At 67.1% G+C, this 19,244-nt stretch carries 19 protein-coding genes and 1 riboswitch; of the genes, 9 read left to right on the forward strand and 10 right to left on the reverse strand.

Features of this window, described 5'->3' with window-relative positions:
* Positions 1 to 49: 49 nt before the first annotated feature.
* Positions 50 to 1,630, reverse strand: a complete 1,581-nt coding sequence (locus AC1DDG_RS00550; RefSeq protein WP_230119066.1) for an aminopeptidase P family protein — start codon at positions 1,628 to 1,630, stop codon at positions 50 to 52.
* 102 nt (positions 1,631 to 1,732) lie between these two features.
* On the opposite strand from AC1DDG_RS00550, the gene AC1DDG_RS00555 reads away from it, so the two are divergent.
* A complete protein-coding gene (locus AC1DDG_RS00555; protein WP_230119067.1) occupies positions 1,733 to 2,578 on the forward strand; it encodes a PHP domain-containing protein in 846 nt (281 codons plus the stop codon).
* Between the two features lie 65 nt (positions 2,579 to 2,643).
* Here AC1DDG_RS00555 and AC1DDG_RS00560 read toward each other — a convergent pair whose 3' ends face one another.
* The 3 genes from AC1DDG_RS00560 to AC1DDG_RS00570 form a co-directional block, all read right to left on the reverse strand.
* Positions 2,644 to 3,516 carry a DNA-methyltransferase gene (locus AC1DDG_RS00560; protein ID WP_230119068.1) on the reverse strand — a complete coding sequence of 291 codons (873 nt, stop codon included), beginning with the start codon at positions 3,514 to 3,516 and terminating at the stop codon, positions 2,644 to 2,646.
* A gap of 8 nt (positions 3,517 to 3,524) precedes the next feature.
* Complete coding sequence (locus AC1DDG_RS00565) at positions 3,525 to 5,258, reverse strand: DEAD/DEAH box helicase (protein ID WP_476874574.1); 1,734 nt, start codon at positions 5,256 to 5,258, stop codon at positions 3,525 to 3,527.
* A 394-nt stretch (positions 5,259 to 5,652) separates the two neighbouring features.
* A complete protein-coding gene (locus tag AC1DDG_RS00570; protein WP_476874575.1) occupies positions 5,653 to 7,164 on the reverse strand; it encodes an RNB domain-containing ribonuclease in 1,512 nt (503 codons plus the stop codon).
* Between the two features lie 41 nt (positions 7,165 to 7,205).
* Here AC1DDG_RS00570 and AC1DDG_RS00575 point away from each other — a divergent pair, with 41 nt between their 5' ends.
* A complete protein-coding gene (locus AC1DDG_RS00575) occupies positions 7,206 to 7,892 on the forward strand; it encodes a ferritin-like fold-containing protein (protein WP_230119071.1) in 687 nt (228 codons plus the stop codon).
* Here the strand turns inward: AC1DDG_RS00575 and thiE are convergent.
* A complete protein-coding gene (gene thiE / locus AC1DDG_RS00580) occupies positions 7,889 to 8,623 on the reverse strand; it encodes a thiamine phosphate synthase (protein WP_476874576.1) in 735 nt (244 codons plus the stop codon). The genes AC1DDG_RS00575 and thiE overlap by 4 nt on opposite strands.
* Before the next feature lie 27 nt (positions 8,624 to 8,650).
* Positions 8,651 to 8,771: riboswitch (TPP riboswitch) on the forward strand.
* Here thiE and thiO point away from each other — a divergent pair.
* The 4 genes from thiO to AC1DDG_RS00600 all read left to right on the forward strand — a co-directional run bounded on the left by thiO (position 8,764) and on the right by AC1DDG_RS00600 (position 11,992).
* The gene (thiO, locus tag AC1DDG_RS00585) at positions 8,764 to 10,188 is read left to right on the forward strand and encodes a glycine oxidase ThiO (protein ID WP_476874577.1); all 1,425 of its coding nucleotides are present in this window, start codon (positions 8,764 to 8,766) and stop codon (positions 10,186 to 10,188) included. Its footprint overlaps the riboswitch before it by 8 nt.
* A complete protein-coding gene (thiS, locus tag AC1DDG_RS00590) occupies positions 10,185 to 10,421 on the forward strand; it encodes a sulfur carrier protein ThiS (RefSeq protein WP_230119074.1) in 237 nt (78 codons plus the stop codon). Before thiO ends, thiS begins: the two co-directional genes overlap by 4 nt.
* A 5-nt stretch (positions 10,422 to 10,426) precedes the next feature.
* Positions 10,427 to 11,263: a thiazole synthase gene (locus AC1DDG_RS00595; protein ID WP_290369764.1), complete on the forward strand. Its 837-nt coding sequence runs from the start codon at positions 10,427 to 10,429 to the stop codon at positions 11,261 to 11,263.
* Between the two features lie 63 nt (positions 11,264 to 11,326).
* The gene (locus AC1DDG_RS00600; RefSeq protein WP_230119075.1) at positions 11,327 to 11,992 is read left to right on the forward strand and encodes a 4a-hydroxytetrahydrobiopterin dehydratase; all 666 of its coding nucleotides are present in this window, start codon (positions 11,327 to 11,329) and stop codon (positions 11,990 to 11,992) included.
* A gap of 24 nt (positions 11,993 to 12,016) precedes the next feature.
* Here the strand turns inward: AC1DDG_RS00600 and AC1DDG_RS00605 are convergent, their stop codons facing one another.
* The 3 genes from AC1DDG_RS00605 to AC1DDG_RS00615 all read right to left on the reverse strand — a co-directional run bounded on the left by AC1DDG_RS00605 (position 12,017) and on the right by AC1DDG_RS00615 (position 13,282).
* Entirely contained in the window at positions 12,017 to 12,319 is a 303-nt protein-coding gene (locus tag AC1DDG_RS00605; RefSeq protein ID WP_230119076.1) for a hypothetical protein, read from the reverse strand.
* Between the two features lie 8 nt (positions 12,320 to 12,327).
* Complete coding sequence (locus tag AC1DDG_RS00610) at positions 12,328 to 12,552, reverse strand: DUF3107 domain-containing protein (RefSeq protein ID WP_230119077.1); 225 nt, start codon at positions 12,550 to 12,552, stop codon at positions 12,328 to 12,330.
* A gap of 61 nt (positions 12,553 to 12,613) precedes the next feature.
* The gene (locus AC1DDG_RS00615) at positions 12,614 to 13,282 is read right to left on the reverse strand and encodes a TetR/AcrR family transcriptional regulator (RefSeq protein ID WP_230119078.1); all 669 of its coding nucleotides are present in this window, start codon (positions 13,280 to 13,282) and stop codon (positions 12,614 to 12,616) included.
* An 83-nt stretch (positions 13,283 to 13,365) separates the two neighbouring features.
* Here AC1DDG_RS00615 and moeB point away from each other — a divergent pair, with 83 nt between their 5' ends.
* Positions 13,366 to 14,565, forward strand: a complete 1,200-nt coding sequence (gene moeB / locus AC1DDG_RS00620) for a molybdopterin-synthase adenylyltransferase MoeB (RefSeq protein ID WP_476874578.1) — start codon at positions 13,366 to 13,368, stop codon at positions 14,563 to 14,565.
* Positions 14,566 to 14,599: 34 nt separating this feature from the next.
* Here moeB and AC1DDG_RS00625 read toward each other — a convergent pair whose 3' ends face one another.
* Both AC1DDG_RS00625 and AC1DDG_RS00630 read right to left on the reverse strand, forming a co-directional pair.
* On the reverse strand, positions 14,600 to 14,845 hold the full coding sequence (locus tag AC1DDG_RS00625) for a hypothetical protein (protein ID WP_476874579.1): 246 nt from the start codon (positions 14,843 to 14,845) through the stop codon (positions 14,600 to 14,602).
* Positions 14,846 to 15,117: 272 nt separating this feature from the next.
* On the reverse strand, positions 15,118 to 16,467 hold the full coding sequence (locus AC1DDG_RS00630) for a glutamyl-tRNA reductase (protein ID WP_476874580.1): 1,350 nt from the start codon (positions 16,465 to 16,467) through the stop codon (positions 15,118 to 15,120).
* Positions 16,468 to 16,625: 158 nt separating this feature from the next.
* Here AC1DDG_RS00630 and hemE point away from each other — a divergent pair, with 158 nt between their 5' ends.
* Together hemE and hemG are read left to right on the forward strand one after the other, a co-directional pair.
* Entirely contained in the window at positions 16,626 to 17,720 is a 1,095-nt protein-coding gene (hemE, locus tag AC1DDG_RS00635) for a uroporphyrinogen decarboxylase (protein WP_230119082.1), read from the forward strand.
* Between the two features lie 4 nt (positions 17,721 to 17,724).
* Positions 17,725 to 19,197: a protoporphyrinogen oxidase gene (gene hemG / locus AC1DDG_RS00640; RefSeq protein WP_230119083.1), complete on the forward strand. Its 1,473-nt coding sequence runs from the start codon at positions 17,725 to 17,727 to the stop codon at positions 19,195 to 19,197.
* The last annotated feature ends 47 nt before the right edge of the window (positions 19,198 to 19,244 follow it).

Here is a 19,244-nt window from a genome sequence, read left to right on the forward strand (position 1 = left end):
AGGCTTGCCTCGTTTGTAGAGGCTGGACTCCCGCAAGAGCCCGCTCCGGTTAACCCTTGCCGTTGACTTCCTGCCAGATGCCAGCCATCCAGGCTTCGACGTCGTCGGCCGTGCGGGGGAGCGCGGCGCTGAGGTTGACGGGGCCGTCGGCGGTCATCAGGATGTCGTCCTCGATGCGGACGCCGATCCCGCGGTACTCCTCGGGGATGCCGATGTCCTCATTCTTGAAGTACAGGCCAGGTTCGATGGTGAAGATCATGCCTTCGGCCAGCACGCCGTCCAGGTAGAGCTCCCGCTTGGCCTGCGCGCAGTCGTGGACGTCCAGGCCCAGGTGGTGGCTGGTGCCGTGCGGCATCCAGCGGCGGTGCTGCTGCCCCTCGTCGCTGATTGCTTCCTCGACCGGTACGGGAAGGAGGCCCCATTCGGCAAGCCGTTCCGCGAGGACGGTGGTGGCGGCAGTGTGGATGTCCCGGAACTTCGTGCCGATCTGCGCGGCCGCAAATCCGGCGTCGGCGGCGTCCAGCACGGCCTCGTAGACCTTGCGCTGGACATCGGAGAAGGTGCCGTTGGCCGGCAGCGTGCGGGTGATGTCTGCTGTGTAGAGGGAGTCGGCCTCCACGCCGGCGTCCAGCAGCAGGAGTTCCCCTGCGTTGATTTTGCCGGTGTTCCGGGTCCAGTGCAGCACGGTGGCGTTGTTGCCGGAGGCTGCAATAGTGTCGTAGCCGAGTTCGTTGCCTTCTTCCCGGGCGCGGGCGAAGAAGGCACCCTCCACCACGCGCTCACCGCGGAAGTGGGTCAGGGCACGGGGCAGCGCCTTGACCACTTCAGCAAAGCCTTCCACCGTGGCGGCCACGGCGATCTGCATCTGCTCGACTTCCCACTCATCCTTGGTCAGGCGGAGCTCGGAAAGGGCTTCGGACAGCTTCTCGTCGAGGGCGTCCAGCACGCCGAGGTCCAGGTTGTCAGGGTCCTTGGCGGTGTTGTAGCGGGCAGTGTCCACGAGAGCGTCAATGTTCTCGTCGACCTTGCGCACCAGGCGGATCGAAATGCCGCCGATTTCAGGGGCGCCAACATTCTTGGTGATGGCCGTCTCGAGTTCGTCGATATGGGCCGCCGGGAGGCCGAGGCGTGCCTCGAACTCTGCCAGCGTGGGGCGGGCGCCGATCCAGAACTCACCGGACCGCGAGTCGGCGTAGAACTGCTCGGTGTCCCGTCCGGCCAGCGGGCGGAAGTAGAGAGTCGCACGGTGATTGCCGCCGTCGTCCCCGGTGCCGTCCTCGACGGGCTCGAAAATGAGCACCGCGTCGGGCTCATGGTCCAGGCCCAGCCCCGTCAGGTGTGCGAAGCCGGAGTGCGGCCGGAAGCGGTAGTCGCAATCGTTGGAGCGGACCTTCAGGGGACCGGCGGGCACTACCAGGCGTTCACCGTTGAACTGGTCGGAGATGGCCCTGCGCCTTCTCGCTGCGTGGCCTGCCACGGCGTCGCGCGCGGGGGTCACCTGCGGAGACGGCGCCCAGTTGCTGGCCATGAATGCCTTGAAAGCCTCGGAACTGGGCCGCTGCGAGCGGTTGTTGACCCGCTCTTCGAGAGGCTGGGAAGCGGAGTTTTGGGTGTTTTCTGCGTCGTTCACCGTCCCATAGTCTCACCAGCCGTGCGGCTTAGGCCAACACCGAACCCGAAGCGGCACCGGCCCGTCCGGCCGTATCAGCCGGGCATCTACTAGGCTGGGCTAGTGAGGATAGATCTGCACGCCCACTCAAACATCTCCGACGGCACGGAGCCGCCGGCCGCTGTCATGGCAGCCGCGGCGGCAGCGGGGCTGGACGTCATTGCCCTGACGGACCATGACTCCACGGACGGCTGGGACGAAGCCTCGCGGGCGGCGCTCGAAAACGGGGTGGCACTGGTGCCTGGCATGGAGATTTCCTGCCGCACGGAAGAGGGGATCAGCGTCCACCTGCTCAGCTACCTGCACGACCCGGCCCACCCGGGCTTGCTCGAAGAGATCACCAAGGCCAAGGACGCGCGCCTCACACGGGCCGAACGCATGGTCACTCTATTGGCCGAGGACTACCCGCTGAGCTGGGACGACGTGATCCACCATGTGGCGCCGGGGGCAACCCTTGGACGGCCGCACATCGCCGACGCGCTGGTGGCCGCCGGCGTGGTGGCGGACCGCACTGAAGCGTTCACCTCGATCCTGACCTCGCATTCGCGGTACTTCGTGCAGCACTATGCGCCGGCTCCCGCGCTCGCCGTCGAACTTGTCCGTTCAGCCGGCGGCGTCCCGGTCTTTGCCCATCCGGTGGCGTCCGCCCGCGGACGCGTGGTGGGGGAGCGCACCTACCGGGAAATGATCGACGCCGGACTGGCGGGACTTGAGATCGATCACCGGGACAACACCGAAGCGGGCCGCGAGTTCCTGCGCGGCCTCGCCGCCAGACACGGCCTGCTCATTACGGGATCGTCGGACTATCACGGCACGGGAAAGCCCAACCTGCTGGGCGAAAATCTGACGGCGCCCGAGGCGTTTGCCCGGATCGAAGAGCTCGGCACCGGCAGCGCGGTCATCCGCTGACCGCCGTTCCCAACTAACTCGCAGTGGTGGCCGTTTTCAGCCCTCAAAACAACAGTAAGTGCGAGTCACTCGGGCGGGTAGGAGGCGAACTCGGCATGCGCGCCCAGGCGCTTGGCCATGACGTCGATGGCCGGCTGGTTCTGATCCACGCACACAAATCTGCGGCCCAGCTTGGCGGCCACGGCGCCGAGCGTCCCGGATCCTGCGAAGAAGTCCAGGCACCAGTCGCCCGGGCGGCTTGAGGCGGCAACAACCCGCCGCACCAGGCCTTCAGGCTTCTGCGTGGGGTAGCCGGTCTTCTCTTTTCCCGTAGGGGAGACGATCGTGTGCCACCAGACATCCGTGGGCAACTTGCCGAGCTCACGCTTCGCCGGCGTCACCAGCCCAGGCGCCATGTATGGCTCCCGGTCCACTTCGGCGCTGTTGAAGTGGTATTTGGCCGGGTTTTTCACGTAAACCAGGATGTTGTCGTGCTTGGTGGGCCAGCGGTACTTGGCGCGCGCCCCGTAGTCGTACGCCCAGATGATCTCGTTGAGGAAGCACTCGCGGCCGAAGATCGCGTCCAGCATGACCTTGGCGTAATGCACCTCGCGGTAGTCCAGGTGCAGGTAGAGCGTGCCGTCGTCAGCAAGCAGGCGCCATGCCTCAACGAGCCGCGGTTCCAGAAACGACCAGTAGTCGCTGAACGCATCGTCGTAGCGGTGCAGGGCGCCCTTGATGGTGTCGTAGGAACGGCCTTTGAAGCCGACACGGTCGCCGTCGCCGCCGGCGTTGAGCACCATTTTGGTTTCCTGGCGCTGCTGGGTCCGTCCCGTGTTGAACGGCGGGTCCACGTAAATGAGTGTGAAGGCGCCGTCCGGCAGCGTGGGGAGGAAATCCGCGTTGTCCGCGTGTACCACCAGGTTGCTGCCGTCCGGCGCCCAGACAGTTTCAGTCATTGAGGCTTTTAGGCCTCGGTGCTGCCCGGCTGTGAGCCGGTTGCCGCGGACTCGCTGCCTGCGACCACTTCGCCGTCGCGGCGGCGGGTGCGCGTGCGGCTGCGACGGGCTCGTGAGGGCTGCTCGCCGTCCGCTGTCGCGGTTGCGGCGGAAGCCGCTGCGGGTGCGCTACCGGCGTCGGAGGCGGAATCGGTGGAACGACGACGGCGGTCTCCCGAACGTCCGCCCGTTTCGCCGCCGGTGCGACGGCTGCCTTCCCTGCTGCCGGAGCGTGCGCCGTCGCGGCCGCCGGAACGGCCGCTTTCGCGTCCGCCACTGTCGCGTCCGCCACTGTCCCGTCCGCTGGTGCGGGAGTTCTTCTTGCCGGTCTCTCCCAAGTCCTCCAGGACCTCGGCGTCGACGCCAGCCAGGGTGCGCTTGCTGCGCGGAAGCCTGCCCTTGGTGCCTTCCGGGATGTCCAGCTCCTCGTACAGGTGCGGCGACGAGGAGTACGTTTCGACGGGCTCCGGAACGCTCAGCCCCAATGCCTTGTTGATGAGGCCCCAGCGCGGCATGTCGTCCCAGTCCACGAACGTCACGGCGGTGCCCTTGTTGCCGGCGCGGCCGGTGCGGCCCACGCGGTGCAGATAGATCTTTTCGTCCTCAACACACTGGTAGTTGATGACGTGCGTGACGTCGTCGACGTCGATGCCGCGCGCTGCAACGTCCGTGGCCACAAGGACATCCACCTTGTTGTTGCGGAAGGCGCGCAGGGCCTGCTCGCGGGCGCCCTGGCCGAGGTCGCCATGGATGGCGGCCGCGGCGAATCCGCGGTCCACCAGTTCCTCGGCAACCTTGGCGGCCGTGCGCTTGGTCTTGGTGAAGATGATGGTGCGGCCGCGGCCACGGGCCTGCAGGATGCGGGCCACCACCTCGATCTTGTCCATGCTGTGGGCACGGTAGATCAGCTGGCGGATGTCGCGCTTGGTGAGGCCCTCGTCGTCCGGGTCGGCCGCGCGGATGTGCGTGGGCTTGGTCATGTAGCGGCGCGCCATGGCGACGACCGGTCCGGGCATGGTGGCCGAGAACAGCAGGGTCTGGCGGACGGCGGGGGTGCCGGCGATAAGGGTCTCGACGTCCGGGAGGAAGCCGAGGTCAAGCATTTCGTCGGCCTCGTCAAGGATGACCATCTTGACGTTCTTCAGCACGAGGTGCTTCTGCTTGTAAAGGTCGATGAGGCGGCCGGGGGTGCCGACGACGACCTCGACGCCCTTCTGCAGCGCCTCGACCTGGGGCTCGTACGCGCGGCCGCCGTAGATCGTGGTGATGCGGGCGTTGCGCTTGCGGGCGGCGTTCTGCAGATCATTGGCGACCTGGACGGCAAGCTCGCGGGTCGGCACGATCACGAGGGCCTGCGGGGCGCCGGGCGCGGGCAGCGAGTCATAGCCGGCGTCGTCCGGTCCGACGACGCGCTGCAGCGCCGGGATGCCGAAGCCGAGGGTCTTGCCGGTGCCGGTCTTGGCCTGGCCGATGATGTCGTGGCCGCTGAGGGCGACCGGTAGGGTCATGGCCTGGATCGGGAAGGGGTGCGTGATGCCGGCGTCGGCAAGGGACTCCACGATGTCGGCGCGGACGTCGAAGTCCGCGAAGGTCTTCTCCGCGATCTCGTGCGGCTTTTCGTCCGAGATGATGGTTTCTTCCGGCTCGATGGTCTCGATTCCGGAGTCATCAGAGAGAAGCTGGTGGGTATGCAATTCACTCACAGTGGAGTTTCCTTATTCATTTGGGCATTGGCGCCGCCTGCTCAACGGCCAGCCGCAAGGGCCGTTCCGGAGCACGCTCAGGCGCGCAAGCAAATCCAGTGGAAGCCGATCGCGGGCTATCTAAATACTGGCACTGGGGACCAGCGGGTGTGTCTCAAGATCGCGTAGGGGCGGGCTTGTTGAATTCGAAAATTAAGGAAATCAACGACCGGGCATCCATATCTACCCTTCCAGTCTAACCGGCAAAACCCGTTTCCCTGACGTGCGCGGCGGAGCGCGGGCAGGAGTAGGGCCAGCAGAGGAGGAAGGCGCAGCGCAGCAGGAAGGCGCATCAGGGCAGGAAGGCGCTGCGTAGCGGCAAGTCAACGCCGAGGCATCAGCTTCCTGGCCCGAGTCAGCCGACCAGTTCGAGGTGCACCTCGCGTGTCGCGATGTCCGAGGAGATCAGGCGGACCCGGACTTTGGTGCCCGGCTCCATTTCGCCGGCGCAGCGGGCAGTGACAGCAGGTTCGGCAATCTGGACGATGCCGGACGGGCCAGTGCCGTTGGACGCCCTGCCGTTTGAACCCTTCCAGTTCCCGTTTCCGTTCGCATTTCCATTGCCGTTGTTCTTGGCGGGCTTGGACCCTGAGATCACCACGGCGTCGAATTCCTGGCCAATATGGTTGCTGAGCAGGGCCGCTTCCACGGTGTCCAGGGCCAGCCGCTCCATCTTGGCGGCCAGCTGGTCCGAGGACGCCATGATGTCGGGAAGGGAGGGCAGCGCTGCGCGGGCCCAGGCCGGAACGGGGCGGTCATTGCTCAGCGCCTCGCAAATGACAAGGACGAAGCGGTCGATCAGCCGCCGGAGGGGCGCGGTGGTGTGGGCGTACGCCGTGCCAATGGCGGACTGGATGGCGTCGTCCGGAACCGTGCCGTCAAAATAGGTGTACCCGGCTCCGCGGAAGAGCATTCCTGCCGAATGCAGGATGGCGAGCTGCCGGTGGTCGGTGGGATCCAGCGTCCGCAGGTACTCCCCGTAGCTGACTTTTCCGTCCCACGGCTTGCCCAATGCATCGGTCTGGCGCCTGAAATGGGCGAGCGAGCGTTCGTCTGGGGCCGGCATTGTGCGGAGGACGCCCACTTTGCCGTCGAGCATCAGCGAGGCTGCCGCCATGCCGGTCATCAGGGAGATCTGGGCGTTCCAGTCCTCCACCGGAAGCTGCGGGGCCGCCACAATCCGGTAGCCGCCGTCGGGAAGCTGCACGATTTCCTGCTCCGGCATGTTCAGGCTGGCACCGCCGCGGGCCCGCTCGAGCTCGACGCGCTTGAGCCCGACTTCGCGCAGGAGCTGCAGGAGCGGGGAGGCGGTTCCCGCATCCAGCTCGGTCTGGACGCCCTTGTAATTGAGCTTCTCACGGCTGCGGACCATCGCCCGCCGCACCAGGGCGGAGACGACCTCGGCCGTTGCGTCGAGTTCGAACTCCCAAACAAACGCCGAACAGAGCTGGCCTGCGAGCAGGCTGCCCGCATTCTCGCTGATGACCTCGGGGTGCAGGGGGATGCGGCCGTCCGGAGCATAGAAGGTCTGGCCGCGGCGGCGGGTTTCGGCGTCGAGGGCGCCGCCGGGCACCACGAAGGACGGCACATCGGCGATGGCGTACAGGATGCGGTAGCCGTCTGCGGATCTTTCGATGAAGAGGGCCTGGTCCAAGTCGGTTGAGGATGGCGGGTCGATGGTCAGGAATTCGACGTCGGTCAAGTCCAGCTCCGGGAGCTGCCGCTGCGCCACAGCCGCCTCGGCCTCCTTGAGCACTTCCAAGGGGAACTGCCCCGGGAGCTCCAGCTCGGTCCGCAGCGCACTCAGGGCCTCCGCCAGGGCATTGGTCTGTTCATGGACGCTGGGGGATAGGCGATGATGTGGCACGGAAATCAGGTTAGCCCGATTTCCGCAGTTAGTCTTGGATTATGGGCACATCCTCGGCTGACACCGCTCGGTACGACCGTTTCGTCGCTGATCTGTTCGGGGTGATGGCATACGGCGAGCTCTCCGCCTTCGAACGGCTGTCGTCGGACGCCCGCTACTCGCCCACGCTCCACGACCGCGCGGTGCTCGGCAGGATTGCCGTCATCGAATTCCAGCACTACGAGCTCGTGAGTGAGAGGCTCGCCGGGATGGGCGTTGACGTCGAGGACGCGATGCTCCCGTTCCAGGCAGCGGTGGACCATTTTCATGAGCGGACGCGGCCCGCGGACTGGTACGAATCCCTGATGAAGGCCTATGTGGTGGACACGGTCTCGGCCGATTTCTACCAGGCCGTGGCCCGCTACGTGGATGCCGGGACCCGGGAGCTTATTCAGCAGATCCAGTCCTCCGAGGAAGCGACGGCGGTCCTCCGCGAGAGGTTGAGGGTGGCCCTTGCCGATGATCCCCGGCTCGCCTCACGGCTGGCGTTGTGGGGACGGCGGCTCCTGGGAGAGGCGCTCACGCAGGCACAGCGCGTGGGCTATGAACACGCCTTCCTGACCGAGCTGATCACTGAAGCGGACAGCGGTGCTGACGACGCCGCGGCCCGGGAGCGGGTGCGCAGCCTCACCTCCGAGCTCGCCGAAAACCATTCCCGGCGGATGGTGCAGCTCGGTCTGAGCGGCTAGTTCAGGCCTGCCACCGGCGCGCCTGCGCCCTTCACTCCGGCGTTCTCCGCTCCCGCATCCAGGGCCTCGAGCAGTTCGGCTGCCGCGGCCTCCGGATCCGGCGCCTCGGTGATAGCCCGGACGACGACGATCCTGCTGGCGCCCGCTGCCGCGACCTGCTCCACGTTGGTGAGGTCGATCCCGCCGATGGCGAACCAGGGCAGCAGCAGGCCGCCGACCCTTTCCTCGTCCGCCGCCCTTACGGCCTCCGCCGCATAGCGGACAAGATCGAGCCCGACGGCGGCCCGGCCGGGTTTGGTGGGGGTGGCCCACACCGGGCCAACGCAGAAATAGTCCAGACCGCTTCGCCCGGGGGAGGCGGCGATCGCGGCATCCACCTGGTCAGGGGTGTGCGTGGACAGCCCGATCACCGTGGCGTCATGCAGCAGCTTCCGTGCGGAGCGCAGCGGCAGGTCCTTCTGGCCGATATGGAACACCGGGGCCCCGGACAGCGACGCAATGTCTGCCCGGTCATTGACGGCCCAGAGCCGGCCATGCCTGTGGGCTGCCTGGCGCACAACTTCCAAGAGTTCGAGTTCCTCGGCCGCCTCGATGGTCTTGTCCCTCAGCTGGATGATATCCACCCCTCCGGCGAAGGCCGCATCAACGAAATCGGTGAAATCGTCGCGCTCCTTGCGGGCATCGGTGCAAAGGTACAGTCGGGCGGTGGTGTGGACATCATGCGCGGTCATGGCAACCAGCCTAGTTCCTCTAAACTGGGCAGGTACCGCGGGAGCCCGCTGCAGCTGTCACAAACGCCGCAGGGCCGAGAGGGCGTAAGAGCCGACCGCTTGACCTGATCCGGTTAGTACCGGCGTAGGGAAGGATTTCCATGCAGCTTGGATCCGGCGGGAGCACTTCCGCCACAAACACTTCTGCCGCGGAACCGCTGCACGCTGACGTTGCCGTCATCGGCGGCGGCGTGATCGGCCACGGGATTGCCTGGGAGGCGAGGCGTTCAGGACGCTCAGTGGTGCTTATTGACGATGCGCCGGGGACGGGGGCCAGCTGGGCCGCTGCGGGAATGCTCGCCCCTGTCAGCGAGCTGCACTACCAGGAGCAGGAACTCCTGGAACTGATGCTCGAATCCTCTGCCAGATGGCCCGATTTCGCCGCGGCGCTCGCCGATGGCGGAGCCGGCAGGGATACCGGTTATCTTTCGACGCCGACCATCGCCGTCGGTGCGGACCCCGCCGACCGCCGCACCCTGACGGACCTTCGGGAAGTCCAGCAGGCGTGCGGCCTGGTTGTCGAGCCGCTGACCATCCGCGAGGCCCGGTCGCGGGAGCCGCTGCTCAGCCCGGGCATTTCCTGTGCGCTGGACATCCCGGCTGACCACCAGGTTGATCCGCGGATGCTGGTGGCAAGCATCGCAGCTGCGCTGGCCCGCCACGAACCCGGTTCGCGGACGGCCGTTGCCGGTGCAGAAAACGGCTATGAGATCAGGGAAAACGCTGCCGGCCTGCTGTGGGACGGCGGGCAGCGCGAACGGGTCTGCGGCGTCCGGCTGGCGGGCGGCGGCACTGTGCGTGCCGCCGAAACCGTGGTGGCCAACGGACTCGCGGCGGCGTCGCTGGATGGACTGCCGGACGGGCTGAAGCTGCCCCTGCGCCCGGTCTACGGCGACATTCTCAGGCTCCGGGTTCCCGCGCACCTCCGGCCGCTGCTTACGGCCACGGTCCGGGGCATTGTCCGCGGAATACCCGTCTATCTTGTTCCGCGGCAGGACGGAACGGTGGTTATCGGCGCCACCCAGAGGGAGGACGGGCATTCAGCCCCCAGCGCCGGCGGGGTCTACCAGCTCCTCCGCGACGCCCAGGTGCTGGTGCCGGCCGTGGCAGAACTCGAGCTCCTGGAATCGACCGCCAGGGCCCGGCCGGGTACCCCCGACAACGCCCCGTTGCTGGGCCGCGTACCCCTCGGCAGCATTACGGCGGGGCAGGGCAGCACCGTGCGGCACGGAAGCACGGCGGGCCGGGCGGGCACTGCGGCCGACGGGGGGCTACGGGCAACTGTTGCCGGGCTCATCATCGCCACCGGGTTCTTCCGCCACGGCGTGCTGCTGACGCCAGCCGCAGCCGCCATCTGCCGCGGGCTGATGGACGGCGTGGAGGACAAACGCTGGCACGCCTTCCGTCCGGAGCGGTTTTCGGCCGGGCGCCCCGCCGCGGCGGGCGCAGCCGCCCCGGGCAACGGCACACCGGCCAGCTGCGCAACGGGCACAGTCACATTTGACCGAGACAAGGAACCAGCATGAACATCACACTGAACGGCAACCAACACGCAGTGGGCGCAGGCGCCTCCGTGACAACTCTGGTCAGCAACGTCACCGGGCGGACACTGGCTGCAAACGGGCAGGCGGCCGACGGCCAGCGGCTTGGCGTGGCCGTGGCCCGCAATTCGGAGGTTGTGCCAAGGAGCCAGTGGAACAGCACGGCGCTCGCCGAGGGCGATGAAATCGAACTCGTCACGGCAGTTCAGGGAGGATGAGGACGATGACTGAAACAACGACAGCGGCGACCGGCACGACTGATAAGGCGACGGGCAGGGCGGGGTTCAAGGCAGACCCCCTGGTCATCGACGGCGTGGAGCTGACCTCGCGGCTGATCATGGGCACCGGCGGGGCTCCGAGCCTGGACGGACTGGGCGCGGCGCTCCTGGCCTCCGGCACCGAACTGACCACGGTGGCCATGCGCCGCTATTCGCCCGCCGAAACCGGATCCCTGTTCCAGCTGCTCCTTGACCACAACATCCGTGTGCTGCCGAACACGGCCGGCTGCTTCACGGCACGCGACGCCGTGATGACGGCGGAACTCGCCCGCGAGGCCCTGGAAACGGACTGGGTCAAACTCGAAGTCATCGCCGATGAGCACACTCTCCTGCCGGACGCGGTGGAACTCGTGGATGCCACCGAACAGCTCGTCAGCCGCGGCTTCAAAGTCTTCGCCTACACGAACGACGATCCGGTCCTGGCGCTGCGCCTTGAAAACCTGGGGGCGGCGGCCGTCATGCCGCTGGGATCGCCGATCGGCACCGGCCTGGGAATCCTGAATCCCCACAACATCGAGCTGATCGTGTCCCGCGCCTCCGTCCCGGTGGTGCTGGACGCCGGCATCGGCACAGCCTCCGATGCCGCACTGGCCATGGAGCTGGGCTGCGACGCCGTGCTCCTGGCCACCGCCGTGACCCGGGCGCAGAACCCGGCCCTGATGGGGGAGGCCTTCAAACACGCGGTTATCGCCGGTAGGCTGGCGAAAGCGGCCGGGCGGATCCCGCGCCGCGAGCATGCCTTGGCGTCATCGGCCATGGAAGGCCGGGCGGAGTTCCTCTAACCCGGATCACCGCGGCCCGTCCGGCGGGCAGGCTCAGCCCGCAACCTCGCCAAGGAGTCAGCAGTGGCCGCCACGGACGACATCCTCACCCGCCCCCAGATCGACGAGGCCCTCGGGGGCCTGCCGGACTGGCGTTACCGGCTCGGCGGACTGGTCACCGTCTATAAGACGCCGACGGCGGCCGGCGCGCTTGAGCTGATTGCCGCCGTCGGGCGCCTTGCGGAAGAACGAAACCACCATCCGGACCTGGACTGGCGCTACAACCGCGTGTTCATCCGGTTCAGTTCCCATGACGCCGGAACGGAGGTGACGGCACGCGACGTCGGCGCCGCGGCCGCGGTCAGCGAGGCAGCCGCAGCGGCGGGTGCCCAGGCGGAGCCGGGACTGTACCGCACAGTGGATATTGGGATCGATACGGCGGCCGCAACAGAGATATCGGAGGTCTGGCGCGTTGCCCTGGGCTATAAGAAGGGCCGGTTCGGCGATCTTGTGGACCCTTACGGCCGCGGTCCGGGTCTGTGGTTCCAGGAAACGGATACCCCGAATGACAACCGCCTCCATCTGGACATCCACCGGTCCAAGGCTGAATCCGCGCCCGTCCTGGACAAGACCGCGGCAACCGGCGCGTTAATGAACAGTGACCACGCACCCATGTGGGTGGTGGTCACTGACGCTCAGGGTAACCGGTTGTGCCTGTGCACCGAGGAAGGCCACGGACCGGATCTTTGAGCCAGCCGGGTCGCGGGTGGCTCCCTACATCTTCAGGGCCGCGGTCAGCCGCTGCGTGTCCTGCCTGGAACGGACCCGGCCAAGGAACACCGCTACCGCTGCAGCCGCCGAGGTGCCGGCCGCCATGGGAAGTATCCACGGAATCCACGTGAGGCCCGGCTGGTAGCCGAGGCCCGCCCAGATGCAGATAATCCAGGCGAGCATCCCAACCGCCGTGGCCACGCCTGCCGGCAGGATCATGCCGTACTTGGCATGGCGCTTGTCATTGGCCCAGACAATGAAGCCTGCAGCAACGGTGACCAGGAAGACGATGACGAGGGACAGCACGGCTTGGCCTAGAGTGCGCCGAAGCCGACCCGGCGGACTTCTTCCGCGCCGATCTCGACATAGCCCAGAACGCTGGCCGGAATAATAATCTGGCGGCCCTTCTCGTCGCTCAGCCGCAGCTCCGTGCCCTTCGCGAGGGACTCCGACACAACCTTGGCCACGGAGTCAGCATCCTGGGTCGATTCCAGCACAATTTCGCGGCCGATGTTCTGAATGCCGATCTTTACTTCCACAGCAAGGCCTCCCAGCCAATCAATGTTGAATCATTTCCAAAGGTAGTTCTCCCTTTGTAGTCTAGGTCTCTTTGGGGAAGCGAGAGATTCCGCGCCAAGCTAAACGGTAGATCAGGTCACTGGCCACATCCAGGTCCAGGTTTCCGTCCGTCTCAAGCCAATAGCGGGCGCTGACCTGGGCCATGCCGGCAAGACCCCGGCCCAGCAGCTGGGCCTCCAGGAGCGGCAGCTTGGTGTCTTCCGCAATGACGCGCGCGATGGCGTCGGCGAAGGCCTTGTTGAAAGTCTCAAGGCGCGAACTGACGTCGGGATCGTTGATGAGGTCAGACTCGAAGACAAGCCGGTGCGCCTGGTCGTCGCTGTCGATGAAGCGGTAGTAGGCCCGCATGACAGCCTGGACGCGCTCCTTGTTGTCGGTGGTGGAGTCGAGCGCCCCCATCATGAGGTCAGTCAGCGCGCTGAGGTGGCTGTCCAGGAGCGCGAGGTAGAGCTCGCGCTTGGACGGAAAGTGCTGGTACAGCACCGGTTTGCTCACATGGGCAGTTTCCGCGATCTCGTCCATTGCGGCGCCGTGGTACCCATTGGCGACGAAGACCTCCTGCGCGGCCGTCAGCAGCTGGGCACGGCGCTCATCGCGGGGCAGCCTGGCCGACCGCTGCCCGGCGGCGCGGGGGGCGCCGGAAGAGGAATGCGCAGCCTGAGTTCGATCAACCGGTGCATCGTGAACCACTGTGGCCTTCTTTCCATTTCAGTTAGCTTCACTTTACCCGGGGGTAATATGACCGCGCGGTATCTTCAGGCATACATTGAAGTATGGCTTCTCCGTCCACCGCAAATACAGCCCGCATCCCACTGGAACCGCTCGTTGATCCGGCGTCCGGACTTTCGCCCGAAGAGGTGGAGCGGTATTCCCGGCACCTGATCATTCCGGAAATCGGGGCTCTTGGCCAACGGCGTCTGAAGAACGCCCGGGTCCTGGTGATCGGCGCCGGCGGTCTCGGCTCGCCGGCCCTGCTGTATCTCGCCGCGGCCGGCGTCGGGACCATCGGTATCATCGACGACGACGACGTGGACCTGAGCAACCTGCAGCGCCAGATCATCCACGGGGTGGCCGACGTGGGGCGGCCCAAGATCGAGTCGGCGCGCGATGCCATCGTGGCGCTGAACCCGCTGGTTGAAGTCCGCCTGCACGATGTCCGGCTGGATGCCTCCAACGCCCTTGATCTCTTCGCCGGCTACGATCTCATCCTTGACGGAGCCGACAACTTTGCCACCCGCTATCTGGTCAATGACGCCGCGGCCATCCTGGGCAAGCCGTACGTGTGGGGTTCGATCTTCCGCTTCGACGGACAGGTCAGCGTGTTCTGGGAAAACCACGGCCCCACCTACCGGGACCTGTATCCCGAAGCTCCGCCGGCGGGCTCGGTGCCGTCGTGCGGCGAGGGCGGTGTCTTCGGAATGCTGTGTGCTGCGGTCGGAGCGCTGATGGTGACGGAGGCCGTAAAGCTGATCACCGGCGTCGGACGTTCCCTGCTCGGCCGGGTGGCGCTGTACGACGCCCTGGGCGGAAGCTGGCGCGAGATCAGGGTGGCAAAGGACCCGGCGGCACCGAGGATTAAGGAGCTGACGGACTACGAGGCATTCTGCGGAATCGCCCCGGCGGAAGCCGCCGACACGGAGCACACCGTCACGGCGACGCAGCTGGCCACGATGCTGGCCTCCCGCGACGCCGGGCTTAAGGACTTCGATCTCGTTGACGTCCGGGAAGCGGGGGAATACGACATCGTCCGGATCGAGGGCTCCGTGCTCATCCCGCAGGGCCGGATCCTCTCCGGCGAGGCCTGGGGCGACCTGCCGCAGGACAGGGACATCGTCTTCCACTGCAAGGCCGGAACACGCTCCGCGGCCGTGCTGGCCGCCGCCAGGAAGGCCGGCTACCAGCGCGTGAGCCATCTCGACGGCGGCATCCTCGCCTGGGTCAGGGACGTAGAGCCCCAGAAGCCCGTCTACTGACAGGGGCGCCGTGTTGTCGGTGGGGCAGGGCATATCACCCCGCGATGATCGGAATTTGCCGGGACATAATGACTTCGCCGGTGATCCAGTGCAGCAGGTCCACGGTGAGCTTGTAGGTCCCGGGCGCAGGCGGACGCAGGAGCATGTCATAGCGCTCGGCAGCGCCGAAATTGACGATGCTGGTCCGCAGGGGGCCAGTGGCGGAAATTGGCCGTGCAGGCGCCGACGGGCTGGACGTGTCGCGGAAGGCCCGTCCGTCGTGGGCTATCAGCTCAGCCATGGCAACACGTCTTGGTCACCGGGTGGTCCGGATGGACCACCTACTACCAGTCCGAATCGTCGTCGGCTGAGGACCGGGCCCGAAATTGTGCGTGAACGTGAATCCAAGGTCGCACCTCCAAGTAAGCGTCGCGGTAGCCCCAATGGTGCGCACAAAACCTATGGAAAGCTTGGGCTTCAGTCCGGCCTCGGTGTTGCGTTTTTGGGACCCGGCGATGCCAACACCCGACGGCTCAGCGGCCCGAGGACCCGTGCAGGCGCAGGTGCAGAAGGCTAGGCGGAGTTCCTGCGGGACCCGGCCTCAGGGAGCTGGGAGGGAGCCGGTTGGCCGTGGTCCACAGGGCATTCGGCCGTGGCCTTGGCGGCAGGCTGTTCCACGGCGATGCCGTAGAGGGTTTCCAGTGCGGCAACGTAATCGTCCTGCTGGCCTTTGGCCGCAAGCTCCCGTGCCCTGACGGTGGGGACGTGGAGCAGTTGCTTCACCATGCGCCGCAGGGCGAATTCGACTTCCTCAGCGGCCGCTGTGCAGCCGTGACGGGCGCGGACCTTTTCCATTTCCGCGTCCAGCACGTTCATGGTGTGGCGGCGCAGGGCCACGATGGCCGAGTCCACGGACCGGACCTCGCGTTCCTGTTCAAAAGCTTCGGCGGCGCCGGAAACGATGCTGCTGGCCTGAGTCAGGGACTCGGCCTGTTCCTGGGGAGCTGCCAGGCGTACGGATTCCAGCGTGAGGAGTTCAACGCCGTCGAGCTCTCCCACCGCGGGATCAAAATCGTGGGTGAGTGCCAGGTCGATGGCGATCAGGGGCCGGGTGGATCCGGCACGGACCTCGTTGAGCTCCGCTGCCTCCACCCTGGTGTCCGAACCGCTGCAACCGATCATGACGTCGGCGGCGGCAACGGCGGGGCGCAGGGTGTCGCCGTCGAGCGCGGTACCGCCGCGCGTTGCCACGAAAGTGGCCGCGCGGCCTGAGGATGAAAAGACGGAGATGTCGCTGCAGCCGCGTTCCCGCAGCAGCGCCATGGTGGCGCCCGCATAGGCGCCCGTGCCGAACACCACGACTTTCTTGGTGGACCAGTCGGCGTCTTCGGAGAGGTCAGTCGCGAGGTCGAGGGCCACCGAGACGATGGAGAGGCCCCTGGACCCGAGCGCCGTCTGTGCACCGACGTCCTTTGCCGTTTTGGACGCTGCCTGGAAGAGCCGGACCAGGCCGGAGCTGGCGGTGCCCTCATGCTGCGCGGTAATCAGCGCCCGCCTGACCTGACCGGCAATTTCCCGTTCCCCGACGACCGCGGAGTCAAGGCCCGAACTGACGGCAAAAAGGTGCTGGCTGACTTCCGGGCCGGTCCGTGTGCTGAAGGAACGGGAAACGAGCTGTTCGCTGAGTCCGCTCATCTCGCTGATCTGTCCCACCAGGGCGGCCCGCGCGGCTTCGACGTCATCCGCGTGCGGAGCTTCGCCATAGATCTCGTAGCGGTTGCAGGTGGCAAGGACAACCGCACCCGTCACTGCCGGCGATCCGGCGAGGGAGGATGTAGCGATGCCTGAAGAACCGTTGCTTAGCTGAGCAACGGTTTCGAGGTCGATGTCGGCGTGTGTAGCCACCAATGAAAAAAGAACCACAGCAGGACAATCATAGCTTTTTCGCAACCACGTAGAACAACCCCTGGCCGCAATGCCCGGTCCAACAGCCTGTGATTCCTGCCACGCGGGCTAATTCCGGCCAGGGGATGACAGGCTGTCGTTATCTTTTAGTGGCGATTTTCGGCACAATCAAAGGCATGACTTCTAGCGCTGCAACATCAGATGGCACGGTTCTTGATGCAGGCCATCCGCTCGTGGACGGGCGCACTTCCGACTCGCCCCTCATCACCGCCTACCGCGGCGGGAAGCCGAGCCGCCGGCCGGTGTGGTTCATGCGCCAGGCAGGGCGGTCCCTGCCCGAATACCTGAAGGTACGCGAGGGCGTGGCCATGCTGGACTCGTGCCTGCGCCCTGAGCTTGCCTCCGAGATCACGCTGCAGCCTGTGCGCCGCCACGATGTCGATGCGGCGATCTTCTTCTCGGACATCGTCATCCCGCTCAAGCTGGCCGGCGTGGGAGTGGACATCGTCCCGGGCGTCGGCCCGGTCCTGGACAAACCGGTCCGCACCGCCGCCGATGTCGCCGCTCTGCCCAAGCTCACGTGGGAGGCGCTGGAGCCGATCCGGGAGGCCGTCCGGCTCACCGTGGCACAGCTTGGCAAGACGCCGCTGATCGGGTTTGCCGGAGCGCCATTCACCCTGGCCGCTTACATGGTGGAGGGCAAGCCTTCCCGCGACCACCTCGGCCCGCGCACGATGATGCACGCGGACCCGGAAACCTGGACGGCGCTGGCCAACTGGGCAGCCGACGCCTCGGGCATGTTCCTGCGCGCCCAGTTGGAGGCCGGGGCCTCTGCGGGACAGCTGTTCGATTCCTGGGCGGGATCCCTGGGCCTCGCGGACTACACCAGGTCCGTGGCTCCGGCCTCGGCGCGCGCCCTCGACCACGTCCGGCACCTGGGCGCACCGCTGATCCACTTCGGCACCGGAACGTCGGAACTGCTGGTGGCCATGCGCGACGTCGGCGTGGACGTGGTGGGGGTCGATTACCGACTGCCGCTTGACGAAGCGAACCGCCGGCTGGGCGGCACCGTGCCGCTCCAGGGCAACATCGATCCGGCGCTCCTGTCCGCCCCGTGGGAGGTGCTCGAAGCACATGTCCGGGAAGTCATCGCGTCCGGCGCCTCGGCGCCGGGCCATGTCCTGAACCTCGGCCACGGCGTGCCGCCGGAAACGGACCCGGACGTACTGACGCGCGTCGTCGAACTTATCCACTCCATCGCCCCGGAGTAAAGCGATGGGTGCGGGCAGCTCTCCTGTTGCCGGACGGACGGCCCTGGTGGTGGGCGGCGGCATCTCCGGTCTCCTCGCAGCCCGGGAACTGGCGCAGGCCGGACTGGACACCACGCTGCTCGAAGCCACGGACTCGTGGGGCGGCTGCGTCGGCCGCCATGAGGTCGCCGGCCTGGACCTGGACAGCGGCGCCGAGTCGTTCGCCACGCGCTCCAGCGCCGTGGCCGATCTGGCGACGGAGCTGGGCCTGACCAAAGACATTGTTGCCCCGCATCCCGGCGGTGCCTGGGTGCAGCTGCCGGACGGCCCGCGTGAGCTTCCCAAGACGGGTGTGCTGGGCATTCCGGCGAACCCGTGGGACCCCGAAGTGCGCCGGTCCCTCGGGCTCGGCGGTTCGCTCCGCGCCTCGCTTGACAGGTTCCTGCCCGCGTCCGTGGGCACCACAGCCGATGTCGCGAGTGTCTCCTCGCTGGTCCGCGCCAGGATGGGGCGGCGCGTTCTGACCCGCCTGGTAGAGCCCGTGGTGGGCGGCGTGCACTCGGCTGATCCGGGACTCCTGGACGTGGACATGGTGGCTCCCGGGCTCCGCGCCGGGATCACCCGGCACGGTTCGCTGGCCGCCGCGGTGGCGGCCCAGCGCCGCCGGCCCGCCGAGGGGGCAGCGGCAGCCAAGGCAGGCTCTGCCGTCGCCGGGCTGAGGGGCGGCATGCACACCCTGGTATCAGCCCTCGTGGCCGATCTACGCCGCCGCGGCGTGGGGCTTGTGACCGGCGCCCGGGCCGACTCGGCGGCGCGGACCCCGGACGGCTGGCGGATCCGTACCAGCGGAACCGGGACTCCGGAAGACGGGGCCAACGGACAAACGTACGACGCCGGTGTGCTGGTGATCGCGCTGGACGGTCCTGCCGCCGTCGGGCTTCTTGAGGACGCCGTGCCGGCCCTGGCCGGCCACCGGCCCGGCCCCGGCCCGGAAGTCAAACTGGTAACACTTGTTGTGGATCTCCCTGAGCTGGACCGGCGTCCGCGCGGAACCGGCATCCTGGTGGCTCCGCAGACCCCCGGCATCCGCGCCAAGGCGCTCACCCATGCCACAGCGAAGTGGGACTGGCTGGCGGCGGCGGCCGGCCCGGGCAGGCATGTCCTGAGGCTGTCGTATGGCCGCCGCGACAGCGCCGCTCCGGCCGCCGACACGCCGGAATTGAGCGCCGACGCGGCGCTGCTTGAGCAGGCAATGCGCGACGCGTCCGCCCTGCTGACCGTGCCCGTTAGTGCGGACAGCCTCGTGGACTGGGATGTCGTGTCATGGGCCGGCGCGCTGCCTTTTGCCGCGGTCGGGCACCGGCAGCGGGTTGCCGAGGTCCGCAGGATCTGCGCCGGCAGCGAGGGACTGCTGCTGGTGGGCGGATGGCTCGCCGGAAACGGGCTGGCCGCAGTGGTGGCGGACACCCGCAAACAGTTGCAAGACGTCCTCCACTAGCCTGTTTTTCCGTCCGGAGCCGGTGATGAACGGGCCCGTTCCGGCCG

Source organism: Arthrobacter sp. 10L430 (assembly GCF_056395245.1).